This is a genomic window from Pantoea sp. RIT413, assembly GCF_003057675.2.
GTDB lineage: Bacteria > Pseudomonadota > Gammaproteobacteria > Enterobacterales > Enterobacteriaceae > Pantoea > Pantoea eucrina.
Genome location: NZ_QBJB02000006.1, coordinates 135,774 through 152,405, shown reverse-complemented (window position 1 = coordinate 152,405; position 16,632 = coordinate 135,774). Strand labels below are relative to the sequence as shown.

Genomic DNA, 16,632 nt, shown 5'->3' with positions numbered 1-16,632 from the left:
GGCGCAGATTACCGGAGCACGCTTATGACCACGCAACGCCTGTTTTTTGCTCTTGAACTGCCTGCTCCGCTTCAGCAGCAGCTGGTGCAGTGGCGGGCGGATAATTTTGCCGCTGAGGCCGGTACGCCGGTTGCAGCGGCCAACCTGCATCTGACGCTGGCGTTTCTGGGTGAGGTGAACCGCGAGACGCAGGAGAGCCTGCAACAGCTCGCCGCGCGTATTACCCAGCCCGCTTTTACGCTTGACCTGGATGATGCCGGACACTGGCCACGCCCCGGCGTAGTATGGCTCGGCTGCCGCCGCGCGCCGCGCGGACTGCTGCAGCTGGCGTCGCTGCTGCGCGCTCAGGCGGCACGACACGGCTGCGCGCAGAGCGCACAGCCTTTTCATCCGCACGTTACCCTGCTGCGCCACGCCACACAGCGCATTGTGCTGCCGCCGCGCGGGTTTCACTGGCAGATGGAAGCGACCCGGTTTGCGCTCTGTTCATCGCTCTTTTCCCGCGGCCGTACGCGCTACAAAACCGTGGCGCGCTGGCCGCTCACTTCAGCCTGAGGATCCACCATGCAGTTTACTCTGCCGCTTAAGCCGGCTCGTCTGGTGGCGCGCTACAAGCGCTTTCTGGCTGACATCGTGACGCCTGAGGGCGACCTGCTGACCATCCACTGCGCCAACACCGGCGCCATGACCGGCTGCGCCACGCCCGGCGACACGGTGTGGTACTCCACGTCAGCCAGCACGACGCGCAAATATCCGCACAGCTGGGAGCTGACAGAGACGCAGTCGGGCCACTGGATCTGCGTTAATACGCTGCGCGCTAACCAGCTGGTGCAGGAGGCGCTGCAGCAACAGCATATTCCGGAATTATCCGGTTACACCCACTGCCGCAGCGAAGTGAAATATGGCACGGAAAAAAGCCGAATTGATTTCCTTCTGCAGGCAGAGGGCAGATCAAACTGCTATATTGAAGTCAAATCCGTCACCCTTTTACAGAATGGTAAAGGCTACTTTCCGGATGCGGTGACGGTCCGCGGACAGAAGCATCTGCGCGAACTCAGTGCAATCGCGGCAGAAGGTCATCGGGCCGTTTTGTTGTTTGCTGTTCTGCACACGGGGATTGAGGACGTTTCCCCGGCGCGCCATATCGACGCGCACTACGCAGAACTACTGGTACAGGCACAGCGCCGTGGCGTAGAAGTGTTTGCGTATCAGGCCACGCTTTCTCCTGAGCAGATGCAGCTCTCCCGACCGCTGCCGGTGGCAGCCTGCGCTGAGCTGTCATAATAGTGGCGATAAACTGTGTCAGGATGGAGCCGGAGGCGCGCTAAATACGCTTTTACTCACAGGCTTGTCAAGGTGTGTTCAGGAATAATTGCCAACCTTGATTGCTTCTGCTATTTATAGCGGCCTGTTTTTTTCCCTGATGGGAATCGATAAACCCAGAGCAGACAGGCCAGCCGTGCAGCAATCCTGCCGGGCAGTCTGAATCGCAACGGGTAGTGCGTGTTATCCAGGAGAAACAACATGCAAGAAGGGCAAAACCGTAAAACATCGTCCCTGAGTATCCTCGCCATCGCAGGTGTGGAGCCGTATCAGGAGAAACCGGGCGAAGAGTATATGAACGACGCCCAGTTAGGCCACTTCCGTAAGATTCTGGAAGCCTGGCGCAACCAACTCAGGGATGAAGTAGACCGTACTGTGTCACACATGCAGGACGAAGCTGCTAACTTCCCCGATCCGGTTGACCGAGCAGCGCAGGAAGAGGAGTTCAGCCTGGAACTGCGTAACCGCGATCGCGAGCGTAAGCTGATTAAGAAGATCGAGAAGACGCTGAAAAAAGTGGAAGATGACGACTTCGGCTACTGTGAATCCTGCGGTGTTGAAATCGGTATCCGCCGTCTGGAAGCGCGTCCGACTGCCGATCTTTGCATTGACTGCAAAACGCTGGCTGAGATCCGCGAGAAGCAGATGGCTGGCTGATGTCCATCCGCCTGTTCTCACCGCACAGCAGGGAAAATCAATCTTTCCCCGCCGTGCGGTGTATCTTCCAGTGACACCCTCTGCTATGTCCTCCTGTATTGGTCGCTTCGCCCCTTCGCCCTCCGGCGATCTTCATTTTGGTTCCCTGATTGCTGCACTCGGCAGTTATCTCAGCGCGCGTGCGCAGCAGGGCCGCTGGCTGGTGCGTATTGAAGATATCGATCCGCCACGTGAAGTACCGGGTGCTGCCACGCGCATTCTGCAGCAGCTGGAGCATTACGGGCTGGAGTGGGATGGTGAAGTGATGTGGCAGTCACAGCGGCATGATGCGTATCGGGCGGCGCTGGCCTGGTTGCGCACTCATCGTCAGAGCTATTTCTGCACCTGCAGTCGCCGGCGTATTCAGCAGCTGGGTGGGTATTACGATGGTTACTGTCGCGATCGCCAGCTCCCGCCGGATAACGCGGCGCTGCGCCTGCGCCAGCACGCGCCGGTCCGGCATTTTACCGATCGGCTGCGCGGGGAGCTGCTGGCGGATCCTCAGCTGGCGGAAGAGGATTTTATTATCCATCGCCGGGACGGGCTGTTCGCCTATAACCTGGCGGTGGTGGTCGACGATCATGACCAGGGCGTTACCGAAATTGTGCGCGGCGCGGATCTAATCGCCCCGACGGTGCGTCAGATTGCGCTCTATCAGCAGTTTGGCTGGACGCCGCCGGCATACCTGCATCTGCCGCTGGCGATCGCCGCTGACGGCAATAAACTCTCCAAGCAGAATCACGCCCCTGCCCTGCCCGCTGGCGATCCGCGTCCGCTGCTGGTGCAGGCGCTGCGCTTTCTCGGACAGCCGGCAGAAGAAGGCTGGCAGGATAGCCCGCTGGCGTTGCTGCTGAGCCAGGCCATTACGCGCTGGGCGCCGGCGCAGATCCCGTTACATGACGCGCTAAAGCCGGATGAAATGACAACGCCATTCCTAAATGGTTCGCAACAGGCTATGATTAGCCGCTGATTTTATTACCACCCATTTTTTGTCACTGTCGAGGTGTCCCATTTTTACCCGAGTCGCTAATTTTTGCCGGAGAGTCCTCAAGCGTGACGAGGAGGTGCCTGAAGAGGTGGAAGCTGAAAACCAGATGACCATCATTCCCCGGGAAAACCATAACATCTCACGCAAAGATATCAGCGAAAACGCCCTTAAGGTGCTCTATCGCCTGAATAAAGCAGGCTTTGAAGCTTACCTGGTCGGCGGCGGCGTACGCGACCTGCTACTGGGCAAAAAGCCGAAAGATTTCGACGTGACGACCAATGCCACGCCTGAGCAGATGCGCAAACTGTTCCGCAACTGCCGTCTGGTTGGCCGCCGTTTCCGTCTGGCGCACGTGATGTTTGGGCCGGAAGTGATCGAGGTGGCGACTTTCCGCGGCCACCATCAGGAAGAGAGCGACGACGATCGCAACAGCTCGCAGCGCGGCCAGAACGGCATGCTGCTGCGCGACAATATTTTTGGCAGCATCGAAGATGATGCGCAGCGCCGCGATCTCACCATCAACAGCCTCTACTACAGCGTGGCAGACTTCACGGTCCGCGACTATGTGGGTGGCCTGCAGGATCTGCAGGAGGGCGTGGTACGCCTGATTGGCGATCCGGAGACGCGCTACCGTGAAGATCCGGTACGCATGCTGCGCGTGGTGCGCTTTGCCGCCAAACTCAATATGCAGATTGCGCCGGAAACCGCCGAGCCGATCCCGCGCCTGGCGACGCTGCTGAATGACGTTCCGCCCGCCCGCCTGTTTGAAGAGGCGCTGAAGCTGCTGCAGGCTGGCTATGGCTACCGCACCTGGCAGATGCTGTGTGAATATCAGCTCTTCCAGCCGCTGTTCCCGACCCTGGCGCGCCACTTTACCGAGCAAGGCGACAGCATGATGGAACGCATGCTGGCGCAGGTGCTGAAAAACACCGATACCCGGCTGCACAACGATTTGCGTGTCAATCCGGCGTTTCTGTTTGCCGCAATGTTCTGGTATCCGCAGCTGGAATCCGCTGAGCGTATCGCTCAGGAGAGCGGCCTGACCTACTATGACGCGTTTGCACTCTCCATGAATGATACGCTGGACGAGGCGTGCCGCGCGCTGGCGATCCCGAAACGCATTACCACCCTGGTCCGCGATATCTGGCAGCTGCAGCTGCGTATGTCGCGTCGCCACGGCAAACGCGCATGGAAGCTGATGGAGCATCCGAAATTCCGCGCCGCTTACGACCTGCTGGCGCTGCGTGCTGAAGTAGAAAAGAATCCGGAACTGCAGCGTCTCAGCCAGTGGTGGGGTGAATTCCAGGCCGCCGTTCCGGTCCAGCAGAAAACCATGCTGAACACGCTGGGGGACGATCCGCAGCCGCGCCGTAAACCGCGCCGTCCGCGCCGCCGCTCCACCGGTCCGCGTCGCGAACAGGGCAGCAGCAGCAACGCATCATGAATCGCGTCTATCTCGCCCTGGGCAGTAATCTTGCCGATCCGCTGCATCAGATTGATGCAGCGCTTGCGGCGCTCGATACGCTGCCGGAGACTTCCCGCGTGGCGACCTCATCGTTCTATCGCACGCCGCCCTATGGTCCGGCGGATCAGCCCGATTACCTGAACGCGGTAGTGGCGCTTGATACAGCGCTGCTGCCCGAGACGCTGCTGGATCACACCCAGCATATTGAGCTGGAACATGGCCGCGTGCGCAAAGCTGAGCGCTGGGGGCCGCGTACGCTCGATATCGATATCATGCTGTTTGGCAATCAGGTGATCCATACGCCGCGTTTAACCGTACCGCACTATGATATGCACAACCGGGCATTTATGCTGCTGCCGCTGCTGGAGATTGCGCCGGGTCTGCGCCTGCCCGATGGCCGTCCGCTGAGCGGCGTGCTCGCCACGCTGGACTGCAGCGAAATCACCCTCTGGTCCGTCTGACACGCGATAATTTCCTGCCGGTCATATCCCCCCTGCAAGCAATCCAGTACACTGCGCGCATCAGAAACGCCGGAGATTGCGATGAAACCAACCACTATCTCTCATCTGCGCCAGCTGAAAGCCAGCGGGCGCCGCTTTGCCACTCTTACCGCTTATGATTTCAGCTTTGCCCGCCTGTTTGCCGATGAAGGCATTCAGGTGATGCTGATTGGCGATTCGCTGGGTATGACGGTGCAGGGGCATGATTCCACGCTGCCGGTGACGGTGGCTGATATCGCCTATCATACCGCCGCCGTGCGCCGTGGCGCGCCGCAGGCACTGATTATGGCTGACCTGCCCTTTATGAGCTATGCCACTCCGGAGCAGACTTTCGCCTCTGCCGCGCAGCTGATGCGCGCCGGTGCCAACATGGTCAAACTGGAAGGGGGTGCGTGGCTGGCGGAGAGTGTACGCATGCTGACCGAGCGCGCCGTACCGGTCTGTGGCCATCTGGGCCTGACGCCGCAGTCGGTAAATATTTTTGGCGGCTACAAAGTGCAGGGCCGTGATGAGGCGGACGCTGAACGCCTGCTGGCAGACGCCCTGGCGCTGGAAGCCGCTGGCGCACAGCTGATGGTACTGGAGTGCGTGCCGGTCGCGCTGGCGGCGCGCATCACCCAGGCGCTGACCATTCCGGTGATCGGCATCGGCGCAGGTAACGTCACCGATGGCCAGATTCTGGTGATGCATGACGCCTTTGGCATCACCGGTGGCCACATTCCAAAATTTGCCAAAAATTTCCTCGCCGAAACCGGCGACATTCGCGCGGCAATTCGCCAGTATATTGCCGACGTTGAGGCTGGCACCTATCCTGCCGCCGAACACAGCTTCTTCTGAATCCGGAGATTTATCGTGTTGATCATTGAAACGCTGCCGATGCTACGCCGCGAGATCCGTCGCTGGCGCCAGGCGGGCAAACGTATCGCCCTGGTGCCCACGATGGGCAATCTGCATGATGGCCACCTGACGCTGGTTGATGAAGCGCGCCAGCGGGCTGATGTGGTCGTGGTCTCGGTGTTTGTTAATCCGATGCAGTTTGACCGCGCGGATGACCTTGCACGCTATCCGCGCACGCTGCAGGACGATTGCGAAAAGCTTAACCGTCACGGTGTGGATCTGGTATTTGCACCGGCACCGCAGGCGATCTATCCGCAGGGTACAGAGAACCAGACGTTTGTTGAGGTGCCGGTGCTCTCCGCACTGCTGGAGGGTGCCAGCCGTCCGGGCCACTTCCGTGGGGTCGCTACGATCGTCAGCAAACTGTTCAACCTGGTGCAGCCTGACGTCGCCTGTTTTGGCGAAAAGGACTTTCAGCAGCTGGCGATCATACGCAAACTGGTTGCGGATATGGGCTTTGATATCGACATCGTTGGCGTGCCCACCGTGCGGGCGAAAGATGGGCTGGCGCTGAGTTCGCGCAATGGCTATCTTACTGCCGATGAACGCAGGCTGGCACCGGGCCTGAGCCAGGTTATGCAGAGTATGGCGGAGCGCCTCAGCAACGGCGAACGCCACATTGATGAGATTATTGAACAGGCGAATGCCGCGCTGCAGGAAAAGGGGTTTCGTCCTGACGGGCTGGCGATCTGCGATGCCAGCACGCTGCAGCCGCTGACGGTGGAGAGCCAGCGCGCGGTGATCCTGATGGCCGCCTGGCTGGGCAACGCGCGTCTGATTGATAATCAGCAAGTGGATCTGATGGCGTAAGCCGTCGTTTAAACAGCAGCTTAAGGGTATACCGCGATGATTCGTACTGTTCTGCAGGGCAAACTGCACCGCGTCAAAGTCACGCAGGCCGATCTGCACTATGAAGGCTCCTGCGCGATCGATCAGGATTTCCTGGATGCCGCCGGCATTCTGCAATATGAAGCGATCGATATTTACAATGTGACCAACGGCCAGCGTTTTTCCACCTACGCCATCGCCGCCGAGCGGGGATCAAAAATTATCTCCGTAAACGGTGCTGCCGCGCGCTGCGCCTGTGCCGGAGACATCATGATTATCTGCTCTTACGTGCAGGTAGAGGATGAAGTGGCGCGCAGCTGGCAGCCAAAGGTGGCCTATTTTGAGGGCGATAATGAGATGAAACGTCTTGCCCGGGCGCTGCCGGTTCAGGTTGCGTAGCGTTCAGCCATATTACGCTGAGCTGCCGGAAACATCAGGGGCGCCCTTCCGGCGCCCCTGTTTATTATCCCGCTCAATAACATTCAGGTGCGTAAGCCGCGACCGCGCTGGATCAGCGTATACACCAGCACATAAAACACCACGATAAACGCTAACAGCACCGACAGCGTAAACACCAGCGGCACATCGTTAATGCCGAGGAAGCCGTACCGGAAGCCGCTGATCATATACACCACCGGATTCAGCTTCGAGACTGCCTGCCAGAACGGCGGCAGCAGCGCCAGCGAATAGAAGACGCCGCCCAGATAAGTCAGCGGCGTCAGCACAAAGGTCGGGATCAGGCTGATATCATCAAACGTGCGGGCGAACACCGCGTTGAGCAGACCCGCCAGCGAAAAGAGCACCGCGGTCAGCAGCAGAGTGATGGCAACCATTGGCCAGGAGAAAACGTGGAACGGCACAAAGAAGAGCGAGACCGCCGTCACCAGGATCCCCACGCAGACGCCACGCGCCACGCCGCCGCCGACATAGCCGGCAATGATGATGTGGGTCGGCACCGGTGCCACCAGCAGCTCTTCAATATTGCGCTGGAATTTTGCGCTGAAAAAAGAGGAGGCGACGTTAGCATAGGCGTTGGTGATCACCGACATCATAATCAGGCCCGGCACGATAAACTGCATATAGCTGAAGCCGTGCATGTCGCCAATGCGTGAACCAATCAGGTTACCGAAAATAATAAAGTAGAGCGTCATGGTGATCACCGGCGGGACCAGCGTCTGGATCCAGATGCGGGCAAACCGGTTAATCTCTTTGCTCCAGATACTCTTTAACGCGACCCAATAAAGATGCGTCATGCTCTGCCTCCTGCTTTACCCTGTGTCAGTCCCACAAACAGCTCTTCCAGCCGGTTTGCTTTGTTACGCATGCTCAGCACCTGTACGCCCTGCGCGCTCAGCTGACTGAATACGCTGTTAAGCCCCTGCTCACGCATCACTTCTACTTCCAGCGTCGAGGTATCCACCAGGCGATACTGAAAGCCCTCCAGCTGCGGCAGCGCGCTGCGCGGGGCGAGATCGAGAATAAAGGTTTCCGATTTCAGTTTAGAGAGCAGGCCTTTCATGGAGGTATTCTCCACCAGTTCGCCGCTCTGAATGATGCCGATATTGCGACACAGCATCTCTGCCTCTTCCAGATAGTGCGTGGTGAGGATAATCGTGGTGCCTTTCGCATTCAGCTCTTTCAGAAACACCCACATTGAGCGGCGCAGCTCAATATCCACGCCGGCCGTCGGCTCATCCAGAATCAGCAGCTTGGGCTCATGCATCAGCGCACGCGCAATCATCAGGCGGCGCTTCATACCGCCTGAAAGCATGCGGGCGCGCTCATTGCGTTTGCCCCACAGATCGAGCTGGTTAAGATACTTCTCCGCACGTTTGTTCGCCTCTGCCCGCTCCACGCCGTAATAGCCTGCCTGGTTTACGACGATCTGCATCACGGTTTCAAACGGGTTAAAGTTGAACTCCTGTGGCACCAGCCCGAGCTGGCGCTTGGCATTGACCACATCTTTTTGCAGGTCGTAACCAAATACCCGAACGCTGCCGCCAGATTTATTAACCAGCGAGCTGATAATCCCAATGGTGGTCGATTTACCGGCCCCGTTTGGTCCCAGCAGAGCGTAAAAGTCGCCCGCCTCTACGTTCAGATCGAGACCTTTCAGCGCCTGTACGCCGCCGGGATAGGTCTTGGTCAGCCCGGAAAGTTCCAGTGCATAAGTCATTGCGAGTCCATATCCTGTTGTTGTGACATCAAAGCCTGATGAAAATGATAGTGCGCCCGCGCCAGACGTGCGGCGAATTCAGCAGAATTTGTGTTGAAATCAGACGTGGTGCGCCTGCGGGGAGCGCATGACGCGCTGTATCGTGCAGAAAAGTGCATCAGGCCCGCAAGTCAGTCACTTACGGGCGGCTGATTCTATCCCGGAACGGCCAAAATGACCCAGGTAGATTGTGCGGTTATGCGTCCTGCATGGTGACTTTGCCGATATAAGGCAGATGACGATAGCGCTGCGCGTAGTCAATGCCAAAGCCCACGACAAACTCATCGGGAATGGTAAAGCCCACATATTCGACCGGCACCTCAACTTCACGACGCTCGGGTTTATCCAGCAGCGTGCAGATGGCCAGCGATTTTGGCTCACGCAGGCGCAGGATCTCACGCACTTTGCTCAGCGTGTTGCCGGAGTCGATGATATCTTCCACGATCAGCACATCTTTACCGCGAATATCTTCATCGAGATCTTTCAGGATTTTGACGTCGCGTGACGACGACATGCCGCTGCCGTAGCTGGAGGCGGTCATAAAGTCGACCTCATGCGGAACATCAATCGCCCGACACAGATCGGCCATAAACATAAAGGAGCCGCGCAGCAGACCAACCAGCACCATCTCGCTGCCGCTGTCGCGGTAGGCTTCACTGATCTGTTTGCCCAGCTCGGCAATACGGGTTGCAATCTCCTCCCGGGAGATCATCACATCAACGGTGTGTTTCATTGCGTTCGCCTGGTTAAGGTTTTCAGAAAGCTCCGCAGTCTATCACAATGCGCCTGATGGCTAACCGCGCCCGCAGAACGCAAACGATTACGTAGCAAAATTTACCGCGATGGCATTAACTCTATAGCAGGGTTTACGCGCTTTATCCTGATTCAGCCGGAGCTGCTATGGCAAACTCATCCAGCAATAAAGAACCTTCCGATCGGCGCACGCTGCATCCGGAAACGCAGATGCTTAATTACGGTTACGATCCTCGGCTGTCAGAAGGCGCGGTAAAACCGCCGGTGTTTCTTACCTCAACCTTTGTTTTCAACAGTGCCGAAGAGGGCAAAGATTTTTTTGATTATGTATCGGGTCGCCGTCAGCCGCCTGCTGGTCAGAGCGGCGGGCTGGTCTATTCACGCTTTAACCATCCCAACAGCGAAATCGTTGAAGATCGTCTGGCGATCTATGAGGGCGCTGAGAGCGCGGTGCTCTTCTCTTCCGGTATGTCAGCCATTGCCACTACGCTGCTTGCGTTTGCGCGGCCGGGCGAGGTGATCCTGCATTCACAGCCGCTGTATGGTGGCACAGAAACGCTGCTGAGCAAGACGCTGCACGATCTGGAAATTAAAGCCGTAGGGTTCAGCGAGGGTACGGATGAAGATAAGGTTTATGAGGCGGCGAAGCTGGCGTGGCAGCGTGGCCGGGTCGCCCTGATCCTGATCGAGACGCCGGCCAACCCCACCAACAGCCTGGTGGATATCCGGCTTATTGCGCAGGTGGCGGATGTCATTGCACAGCAGCAGGGTTCGCGTCCGGTTATCGCCTGCGATAATACGCTGCTGGGGCCGCTGTTTCAGCATCCGCTGCAGCATGGCGCAGATATCTCGCTCTATTCGCTGACCAAATATGTGGGCGGCCACTCCGACCTTATCGCCGGCGCCGCGCTGGGCAGCCGGACGCTGATGAAATCTGTGCGCGCGCTGCGCAGCGCGATCGGCACGCAGCTCGACCCGCACTCAAGCTGGATGATTGGCCGTTCGCTGGAGACGCTGGCGCTGCGCATGGAGAAAGCCGCCGCAAATGCGGAACGGGTCGCCGCCTTCCTGCGCGACCGGCCTCAGGTCGCGGCGCTGTTCTGGCTGCCCTATCTTGACGCACAGAGTGCGGCCGGAGAAACGTACCGGCGTCAGTGCAGCGGCGCCGGCTCGACCTTCTCCTTTGATATTCAGGGCGGTGAACCTGCGGCTTTCCGCTTTCTCAACGCGCTGACGCTGTTTAAGCTGGCGGTAAGCCTGGGCGGCACCGAGTCGCTCGCCAGCCATCCGGCCAGCACCACCCACTCTGGCGTGCCGCTGGCGGTACGTCAGCGCATTGGCATCAGCGACGCGACGGTGCGCCTGTCGATCGGGATTGAGCATCCGGACGACCTGATTGCGGATATCAGCCAGGCGCTGGAGGCGGCAGACGGCGGCTGACGCCGAGCGGCTCAGATGCCGCCCTTGCGGTCGTCTGGCCCGCTACGCGACAGTGAAGCCGAGCATCATGCCGGTATCTTCGTGCTCCAGCAGATGGCAGTGTGCCATATAGGCATGCTCCGCGCTGGCAGCATAGTCGAACCGCACCACGACTTCACTGCGCCAGCCGTTGACGTTAACCATATCTTTCCAGCCGGCGCGATGCGCGGCGGGCGGCTTGCCGTTTTCTGACAGGATACGGAACTGTGCACCGTGAATATGGAACGGATGCAGCATCGCATCGCCCTCGCCTGAAATCGTCCACTTCTCGGTTTTACCCAGCGGCACGGCAAACATCGGCTTCTGCATGTTAAACGCTTCGCCGTTGATCTTATTGCCGTGGTGAAAATCGTATGCGGCAGCGTCGTGCGCACCGTGATCCATCGGCATCGCGCCATGTTCGCTCTGTTCCATCGGCATGGCATCGTGTCCGCTGTGCGTCTCTGCCGCGCCGTGGTCTGCCGCGCCCCCCATCGCCTGATGGCCATAACGATCCATCAGCGCCTGCATCCCCTGCTTATCCAGCTGCGGATCCATCATCAGCTGCAGCCAGCGGTTCTGTACGCCGTCACTGGCAGGCAGCGGCGGCAGATCCACCAGCGTGTCCGGCAGCGTCCCGCTCGCCATAATGCGCAGCGGCAGGATCTGCACCAGCGGCAGTGGCCGATCAAACGGCGGCAGCGTCATCCCCATCTGCGTCACCGGCAGCGTGACGATATCAAAAGGCTGCCCGTCAGAGGTATCGAGCAGCACCTCAAAGCGCTCGCCCGGCAGCAGTGACAGCGACGTCACCTGTACCGGTTCAGCGAGCAGTCCGCCATCGCTGCCCACCACATAGACTGGTCGTTTATCGCTGGTGGCGATCTCCAGCGAGCGGGCGTTACAGCCGTTAAGCAGCCGCAGGCGCAGCCAGCCGCGCGGCACGGCGTGCTGCGGATACTGCACGCCGTTGGTCAGCATCATATCGCCAAACCAGCCTACCGCCGCGCGCATCACATCCAGCTGATAATCGATATGCGTGCCGGCGCTGTTAAGCTGTTTATCCTGGAAAATCAGCGGTACGTCATCGGCTCCCCACTGCATCGGCAGACGCAGCTTGCCGGACGCTTCATCCTCCAGCAGCACCAGCCCGGCTAATCCCTGCGCCACCTGATGACCGGTTTTGCCGTGCAGATGCGGATGAAACCAGCAGGTCGCCGCCGGCTGATCGGGGGTAAAGCTCACCTGCCGCGTGGCACCGGGCGCGATAATCGCCTGCGGGCCTCCATCCACGTCACCCGGAATCGCCAGGCCGTGCCAGTGTACGGTGGTCGCTTCCGGCAGCCGGTTATGAATATTGACCGTGACGCGCTTCTCGCGCTGCAGGCGCAGAACCGGCCCGAGCAGGCTGCCGTTATAGCCCCATGTCGGCACCGCTTTACCCTGCCACTGCGTGCTGCCCGTCATGGCGGTAAGGCTGTAGTGACCGCGCGCATCTGGCTCAAGCAGCGCAGGGATCGGCAGCAGCGGCCGCGTAGCCGCCATCAGTGAGCGGCTCCATAGCGGCAGTGCGCCTGCCGCGCTGAGCGCCGCGGTCAGTTTGAGAAAAGTGCGACGTTGCATACGCATATCCTTGTGATAATGAGGCACCCAGCCTAAACCCTGCCCCTGCGGGAGCGTCAAGTGCCGGGCAGTAAAATAGTAGCCTGCCCGTCGCCGGGGTAAAAGAAGCGGAATCCGGACGGTAACTGTGCTAACGTCAATGGATTGTCCTTTGCTGAGAACCATTATGACAAAAAGCATTAAGATCCTGCTGCTGGCGGGACTCTTTGGCTTCTCCACCAGCAGTTTTGCGCTGAGCGAGTCTGAAGCGGAAGATCTGGCTGACCTGACGGCGGTCTTTGTCTATCTGAAAAACGACTGCGGCTACCAGGCGCTGCCGGATGCACAAATTCGCAAAGCGCTGGTGTTTTTTGCCCAGCAGAACCGCTGGGATTTGAGCAACTACAGCAGCTACAACATGAAAGCGCTGGGCGAAGAGAGCTATAAAGATCTCAGTGGCATTGCAATCAATAACGATAAGAAGTGCAAATCGCTGGCGCGTGATTCACTGAGCCTGCTGGCCTACGTTAAGTAAGAATGTATCATGTGGCGTGGTGCCGGTTATCTGCCCGCCATAAACTGCCGGTAAGCCGCGATGACCGCCAGAAAGTCCTCCACGCCGCAGAACGAGAGACTCTCTTCATCGTAGTAGGCCATGCCCTCTTCCAGCCCCTCATCCTCCAGCGCCAGCTGGTTAGCGCGGATCATCACCTCTTCTTCATCCAGCCACAGCGTGTACTCATGTCCGATACGCTGCCACTGCTGATGGGTGCCTTTTACCGCACGCGCCGCCGCTTCTACTTCATCCAGCAGCCCGGCGTTGTCGCGGACCTCTTCGTTAAACCAGTGGCCTACCGCTTCGTGATCCATCGACATGCGCACCCTGACCTGGCCGGTGATATCGCGTAAAAATTCATACTCCATTGGGTTACCTCATACCAGTAGCGCGCCGGACTGCACGTTTATGTGCATTCTGAGCGCAGCGCGCGTAATAAAGTGGGATCGCGCTCGCATTATGCCGGGAGTGCCGCCGGTAAAAAAGGCATAAAAAAAGGGGGATGATGCGCATCATCCCCCCCCGATTTACCCGTCGCGTTATACGGCGGTCTGGAAAATCACGCTGTCCGCTTTCTCGGTATATTGACCCAGCTGGTCAAAGTTGAGATAGCGATAGGTGTCGTCGGCCGTTTTATCCACCTGCACCATAAACTGCTGATACTCGTCCGGCGTTGGCAGTTTGCCAAGCAGCGAAGCGACGGCAGCCAGCTCGGCTGATGCCAGGAAGACGTTGGCGCCGTTACCCAGACGGTTCGGGAAGTTACGGGTCGACGTGGAGACCACCGTCGCACCGTCCTGCACGCGTGCCTGGTTACCCATGCAGAGCGAACAGCCCGGGATCTCAATACGCGCACCGCTTTTACCAAAGACGCTGTAGTAGCCCTCTTCGGTAAGCTGCGCCGCATCCATCTTGGTTGGCGGAGCCACCCAGAGACGCGTCGGCAGCTGGCCCTTATGCGCGTCCAGCAGCTTACCGGCCGCGCGGAAGTGACCGATATTGGTCATGCAGGAGCCGATAAACACTTCGTCAATCTTCTCGCCCTGCACGTCAGAGAGCCAGCGCGCATCATCCGGATCGTTTGGTGCACACAGAATCGGCTCTTTGATATCCGCCAGATCGATCTCGATCACCGCAGCGTATTCTGCATCTGCATCGCCTTCCAGCAGCTGCGGATCGGCCAGCCATTTCTCCATGCCCTCAACGCGGCGCTCCAGCGTACGGCGATCGCCGTAGCCTTCCGAGATCATCCACTTCAGCAGGACGATGTTGGAGTTCAGGTACTCGATGATCGGCGCTTTATCCAGCTTGATGGTACAACCGGCAGCAGAACGCTCAGCGGAGGCATCAGACAGCTCAAAAGCCTGCTCAACTTTCAGATCCGGCAGACCTTCGATCTCCAGAATACGGCCGGAGAAGATGTTTTTCTTGCCCTTCTTCTCTACCGTCAGCAGGCCCTGCTTAATCGCGTACAGCGGGATAGCGTGTACCAGATCGCGCAGCGTAATGCCCGGCTGCATGGTGCCCTTAAAGCGCACCAGCACCGATTCCGGCATATCGAGCGGCATCACGCCAGTCGCAGCGGCAAACGCCACCAGGCCGGAACCCGCCGGGAAAGAGATGCCAATCGGGAAGCGGGTGTGTGAGTCACCGCCGGTGCCAACGGTATCCGGCAGCAGCATACGGTTCAGCCAGCTGTGAATAATACCATCGCCCGGACGCAGCGAGACGCCACCGCGGTTCATGATGAAATCCGGCAGCGTATGGTGCGTGGTCACATCAACCGGCTTCGGATAGGCCGCGGTGTGGCAGAAGGATTGCATCACCAGATCGGCGGAGAAGCCGAGGCACGCCAGGTCTTTCAGCTCATCGCGCGTCATCGGACCGGTGGTATCCTGTGAACCCACAGAGGTCATCTTCGGCTCGCAGTACGCGCCCGGACGAATACCCTCAACGCCACAGGCGCGGCCCACCATCTTCTGCGCCAGCGAGTAGCCGCGCGTGCTGGTGGCGATATCTTTCGCCTGCACAAAGACGTCGCTTGCCGGCAGGCCGAGTGACTCGCGTGCTTTCGTCGTCAGGCCGCGACCGATAATCAGCGGAATACGGCCGCCGGCGCGGACTTCATCCAGCAGCACATCGGTTTTCAGTTCAAAGGTTGCCAGCAGTTCATTGGTTTCGTGACTGCGGACTTCGCCTTTATACGGGTAAACGTCAATCACATCGCCCATGTTCAGGCGCTCAACATCCAGTTCGATCGGCAGCGCGCCGGCATCTTCCATGGTGTTGAAGAAAATCGGGGCAATTTTACCGCCGAGGCAGAGACCGCCGCCCTTTTTGTTCGGCACGTACGGGATATCTTCACCCATAAACCACAGCACCGAGTTGGTGGCGGATTTACGTGATGAGCCGGTACCGACGACGTCGCCGACATACGTCAGCGGGAAGCCTTTCTGCTGCAGCGCCTGAATCTGTTTGATCGGGCCAATGTTGCCCGCCTCGTCTGGCTCAATACCATCACGCGGGTTTTTCAGCATCGCCAGCGCATGCAGTGGAATATCCGGGCGCGACCACGCATCCGGCGCCGGAGAGAGGTCGTCGGTGTTGGTTTCGCCGGTCACTTTGAACACGGTGGTGGTGATTTTTTCAGCCAGCTTAGGACGCTTCAGGAACCACTCGGCATCAGCCCAGGATTGCAGGATTTTTTTTGCGTGGGCGTTACCCGCTTTGGCTTTCTCTTCCACATCGTAGAAGTTGTCGAACATCAGCAGCGTATGGGACAGCGCTTCAGCGGCAATCGGTGCCAGTGCTTCGTCGTCGAGTGCTTCAATCAGCGCGTGGATGTTATAGCCACCCTGCATGGTGCCCAGCAGTTCAACAGCTTTCTCGCGCGTAACCAGAGGAGAGTGGGCTTCGCCCGTTGCGACAGCAGCCAGGAAACCGGCTTTAACATAGGCGGCTTCATCAACGCCTGGCGGGACGCGGTTAACCAGCAGGTCAACCAGAAATTCTTCTTCACCCGCAGGCGGGCTTTTCAGCAGTTCAACCAGCGCGGCCATCTGGGAAGCATCTAACGGCTTAGGTACGATTCCCTGGGCAGCACGCTCGGCAACGTGCTTACGGTATTCTTCTAGCACGACGTTCTCCTCGCTCTCATTGTATAGCTTTCCGGTACACCTTGATGCTGTTAAACAGTAGGGTGAGGTGCCCGGTTCTGCGTCGGCCAGCATAGCAGGATTTCGCCTGATTGTTAATCTGTTTACAAAAAAGCAACATCCAGCCAATTTCCGGCATAACTGTCCGGGTATTCCCCTGCAGACGGAAAAAAAAGCGGCAGATATGCGGCAGGCG

17 protein-coding genes are annotated in these 16,632 nt (G+C 58.7%); 11 read left to right on the top strand and 6 right to left on the bottom strand.

The window, feature by feature from the left end:
* Positions 1 to 24 precede the first annotated feature (24 nt).
* The 9 genes from thpR to panD all read left to right on the top strand — a co-directional run bounded on the left by thpR (position 25) and on the right by panD (position 7,096).
* Positions 25 to 555, top strand: a complete 531-nt coding sequence (gene thpR, locus DBY66_RS10445) for an RNA 2',3'-cyclic phosphodiesterase (protein WP_039382671.1) — start codon at positions 25 to 27, stop codon at positions 553 to 555.
* A 9-nt stretch (positions 556 to 564) separates the two neighbouring features.
* Complete coding sequence (gene sfsA, locus DBY66_RS10440) at positions 565 to 1,284, top strand: DNA/RNA nuclease SfsA (RefSeq protein ID WP_039382667.1); 720 nt, start codon at positions 565 to 567, stop codon at positions 1,282 to 1,284.
* Between the two features lie 240 nt (positions 1,285 to 1,524).
* A complete protein-coding gene (dksA, locus tag DBY66_RS10435; protein ID WP_039382663.1) occupies positions 1,525 to 1,980 on the top strand; it encodes an RNA polymerase-binding protein DksA in 456 nt (151 codons plus the stop codon).
* Between the two features lie 85 nt (positions 1,981 to 2,065).
* Positions 2,066 to 2,989, top strand: coding sequence for a tRNA glutamyl-Q(34) synthetase GluQRS (gluQRS, locus tag DBY66_RS10430; protein ID WP_104085526.1), 924 nt, complete (start codon positions 2,066 to 2,068; stop codon positions 2,987 to 2,989).
* Between the two features lie 40 nt (positions 2,990 to 3,029).
* A complete protein-coding gene (gene pcnB / locus DBY66_RS10425) occupies positions 3,030 to 4,451 on the top strand; it encodes a polynucleotide adenylyltransferase PcnB (RefSeq protein ID WP_233499582.1) in 1,422 nt (473 codons plus the stop codon).
* A complete protein-coding gene (gene folK, locus DBY66_RS10420; protein ID WP_039382657.1) occupies positions 4,448 to 4,933 on the top strand; it encodes a 2-amino-4-hydroxy-6-hydroxymethyldihydropteridine diphosphokinase in 486 nt (161 codons plus the stop codon). Before pcnB ends, folK begins: the two co-directional genes overlap by 4 nt.
* An 81-nt stretch (positions 4,934 to 5,014) precedes the next feature.
* Positions 5,015 to 5,809, top strand: a complete 795-nt coding sequence (gene panB / locus DBY66_RS10415; RefSeq protein ID WP_108569997.1) for a 3-methyl-2-oxobutanoate hydroxymethyltransferase — start codon at positions 5,015 to 5,017, stop codon at positions 5,807 to 5,809.
* A 15-nt stretch (positions 5,810 to 5,824) separates the two neighbouring features.
* On the top strand, positions 5,825 to 6,679 hold the full coding sequence (gene panC / locus DBY66_RS10410) for a pantoate--beta-alanine ligase (RefSeq protein WP_039382651.1): 855 nt from the start codon (positions 5,825 to 5,827) through the stop codon (positions 6,677 to 6,679).
* 36 nt (positions 6,680 to 6,715) lie between these two features.
* The gene (gene panD, locus DBY66_RS10405; RefSeq protein WP_039382649.1) at positions 6,716 to 7,096 is read left to right on the top strand and encodes an aspartate 1-decarboxylase; all 381 of its coding nucleotides are present in this window, start codon (positions 6,716 to 6,718) and stop codon (positions 7,094 to 7,096) included.
* Positions 7,097 to 7,179: 83 nt separating this feature from the next.
* Here panD and DBY66_RS10400 read toward each other — a convergent pair whose 3' ends face one another.
* From DBY66_RS10400 to hpt, 3 genes are all read right to left on the bottom strand, one after another.
* Positions 7,180 to 7,950 carry an ABC transporter permease gene (locus DBY66_RS10400; RefSeq protein WP_039382646.1) on the bottom strand — a complete coding sequence of 257 codons (771 nt, stop codon included), beginning with the start codon at positions 7,948 to 7,950 and terminating at the stop codon, positions 7,180 to 7,182.
* Positions 7,947 to 8,873, bottom strand: coding sequence for an ABC transporter ATP-binding protein (locus tag DBY66_RS10395; protein ID WP_039382642.1), 927 nt, complete (start codon positions 8,871 to 8,873; stop codon positions 7,947 to 7,949). The genes DBY66_RS10400 and DBY66_RS10395 overlap by 4 nt, the downstream gene beginning before the upstream one ends.
* A gap of 235 nt (positions 8,874 to 9,108) precedes the next feature.
* Positions 9,109 to 9,645 (bottom strand): hypoxanthine phosphoribosyltransferase, encoded by a 537-nt coding sequence (gene hpt / locus DBY66_RS10390; RefSeq protein ID WP_094110743.1) that lies wholly within the window; start codon positions 9,643 to 9,645, stop codon positions 9,109 to 9,111.
* Between the two features lie 167 nt (positions 9,646 to 9,812).
* Here hpt and DBY66_RS10385 point away from each other — a divergent pair, with 167 nt between their 5' ends.
* On the top strand, positions 9,813 to 11,105 hold the full coding sequence (locus DBY66_RS10385; RefSeq protein WP_071669064.1) for a cystathionine gamma-synthase family protein: 1,293 nt from the start codon (positions 9,813 to 9,815) through the stop codon (positions 11,103 to 11,105).
* A gap of 42 nt (positions 11,106 to 11,147) precedes the next feature.
* Here DBY66_RS10385 and cueO read toward each other — a convergent pair whose 3' ends face one another.
* A complete protein-coding gene (gene cueO, locus DBY66_RS10380) occupies positions 11,148 to 12,746 on the bottom strand; it encodes a multicopper oxidase CueO (protein ID WP_108569996.1) in 1,599 nt (532 codons plus the stop codon).
* 166 nt (positions 12,747 to 12,912) lie between these two features.
* On the opposite strand from cueO, the gene DBY66_RS10375 reads away from it, so the two are divergent.
* Positions 12,913 to 13,260, top strand: coding sequence for a YacC family pilotin-like protein (locus tag DBY66_RS10375; protein ID WP_039382635.1), 348 nt, complete (start codon positions 12,913 to 12,915; stop codon positions 13,258 to 13,260).
* 26 nt (positions 13,261 to 13,286) lie between these two features.
* Here DBY66_RS10375 and yacL read toward each other — a convergent pair whose 3' ends face one another.
* Positions 13,287 to 13,649: a protein YacL gene (gene yacL, locus DBY66_RS10370; RefSeq protein ID WP_094110740.1), complete on the bottom strand. Its 363-nt coding sequence runs from the start codon at positions 13,647 to 13,649 to the stop codon at positions 13,287 to 13,289.
* 171 nt (positions 13,650 to 13,820) lie between these two features.
* Positions 13,821 to 16,418, bottom strand: coding sequence for a bifunctional aconitate hydratase 2/2-methylisocitrate dehydratase (gene acnB, locus DBY66_RS10365; protein ID WP_104085531.1), 2,598 nt, complete (start codon positions 16,416 to 16,418; stop codon positions 13,821 to 13,823).
* Between the last annotated feature and the right edge of the window lie 214 nt (positions 16,419 to 16,632).

Excerpts from the sequence above, each read along its gene's own strand:
- thpR (WP_039382671.1), top strand. The coding sequence starts at position 25 with ATGACCACGCAACGCCTGTTTTTTGCTCTTGAACTGCCTGCTCCGCTT.
- sfsA (WP_039382667.1), top strand. The coding sequence starts at position 565 with ATGCAGTTTACTCTGCCGCTTAAGCCGGCTCGTCTGGTGGCGCGCTAC.
- dksA (WP_039382663.1), top strand. The coding sequence starts at position 1,525 with ATGCAAGAAGGGCAAAACCGTAAAACATCGTCCCTGAGTATCCTCGCC.
- gluQRS (WP_104085526.1), top strand. The coding sequence starts at position 2,066 with ATGTCCTCCTGTATTGGTCGCTTCGCCCCTTCGCCCTCCGGCGATCTT.
- folK (WP_039382657.1), top strand. The coding sequence starts at position 4,448 with ATGAATCGCGTCTATCTCGCCCTGGGCAGTAATCTTGCCGATCCGCTG.
- panB (WP_108569997.1), top strand. The coding sequence starts at position 5,015 with ATGAAACCAACCACTATCTCTCATCTGCGCCAGCTGAAAGCCAGCGGG.
- panD (WP_039382649.1), top strand. The coding sequence starts at position 6,716 with ATGATTCGTACTGTTCTGCAGGGCAAACTGCACCGCGTCAAAGTCACG.
- DBY66_RS10400 (WP_039382646.1), bottom strand. The coding sequence starts at position 7,950 with ATGACGCATCTTTATTGGGTCGCGTTAAAGAGTATCTGGAGCAAAGAG.
- DBY66_RS10395 (WP_039382642.1), bottom strand. The coding sequence starts at position 8,873 with ATGACTTATGCACTGGAACTTTCCGGGCTGACCAAGACCTATCCCGGC.
- hpt (WP_094110743.1), bottom strand. The coding sequence starts at position 9,645 with ATGAAACACACCGTTGATGTGATGATCTCCCGGGAGGAGATTGCAACC.
- DBY66_RS10385 (WP_071669064.1), top strand. The coding sequence starts at position 9,813 with ATGGCAAACTCATCCAGCAATAAAGAACCTTCCGATCGGCGCACGCTG.
- cueO (WP_108569996.1), bottom strand. The coding sequence starts at position 12,746 with ATGCAACGTCGCACTTTTCTCAAACTGACCGCGGCGCTCAGCGCGGCA.
- DBY66_RS10375 (WP_039382635.1), top strand. The coding sequence starts at position 12,913 with ATGACAAAAAGCATTAAGATCCTGCTGCTGGCGGGACTCTTTGGCTTC.
- yacL (WP_094110740.1), bottom strand. The coding sequence starts at position 13,649 with ATGGAGTATGAATTTTTACGCGATATCACCGGCCAGGTCAGGGTGCGC.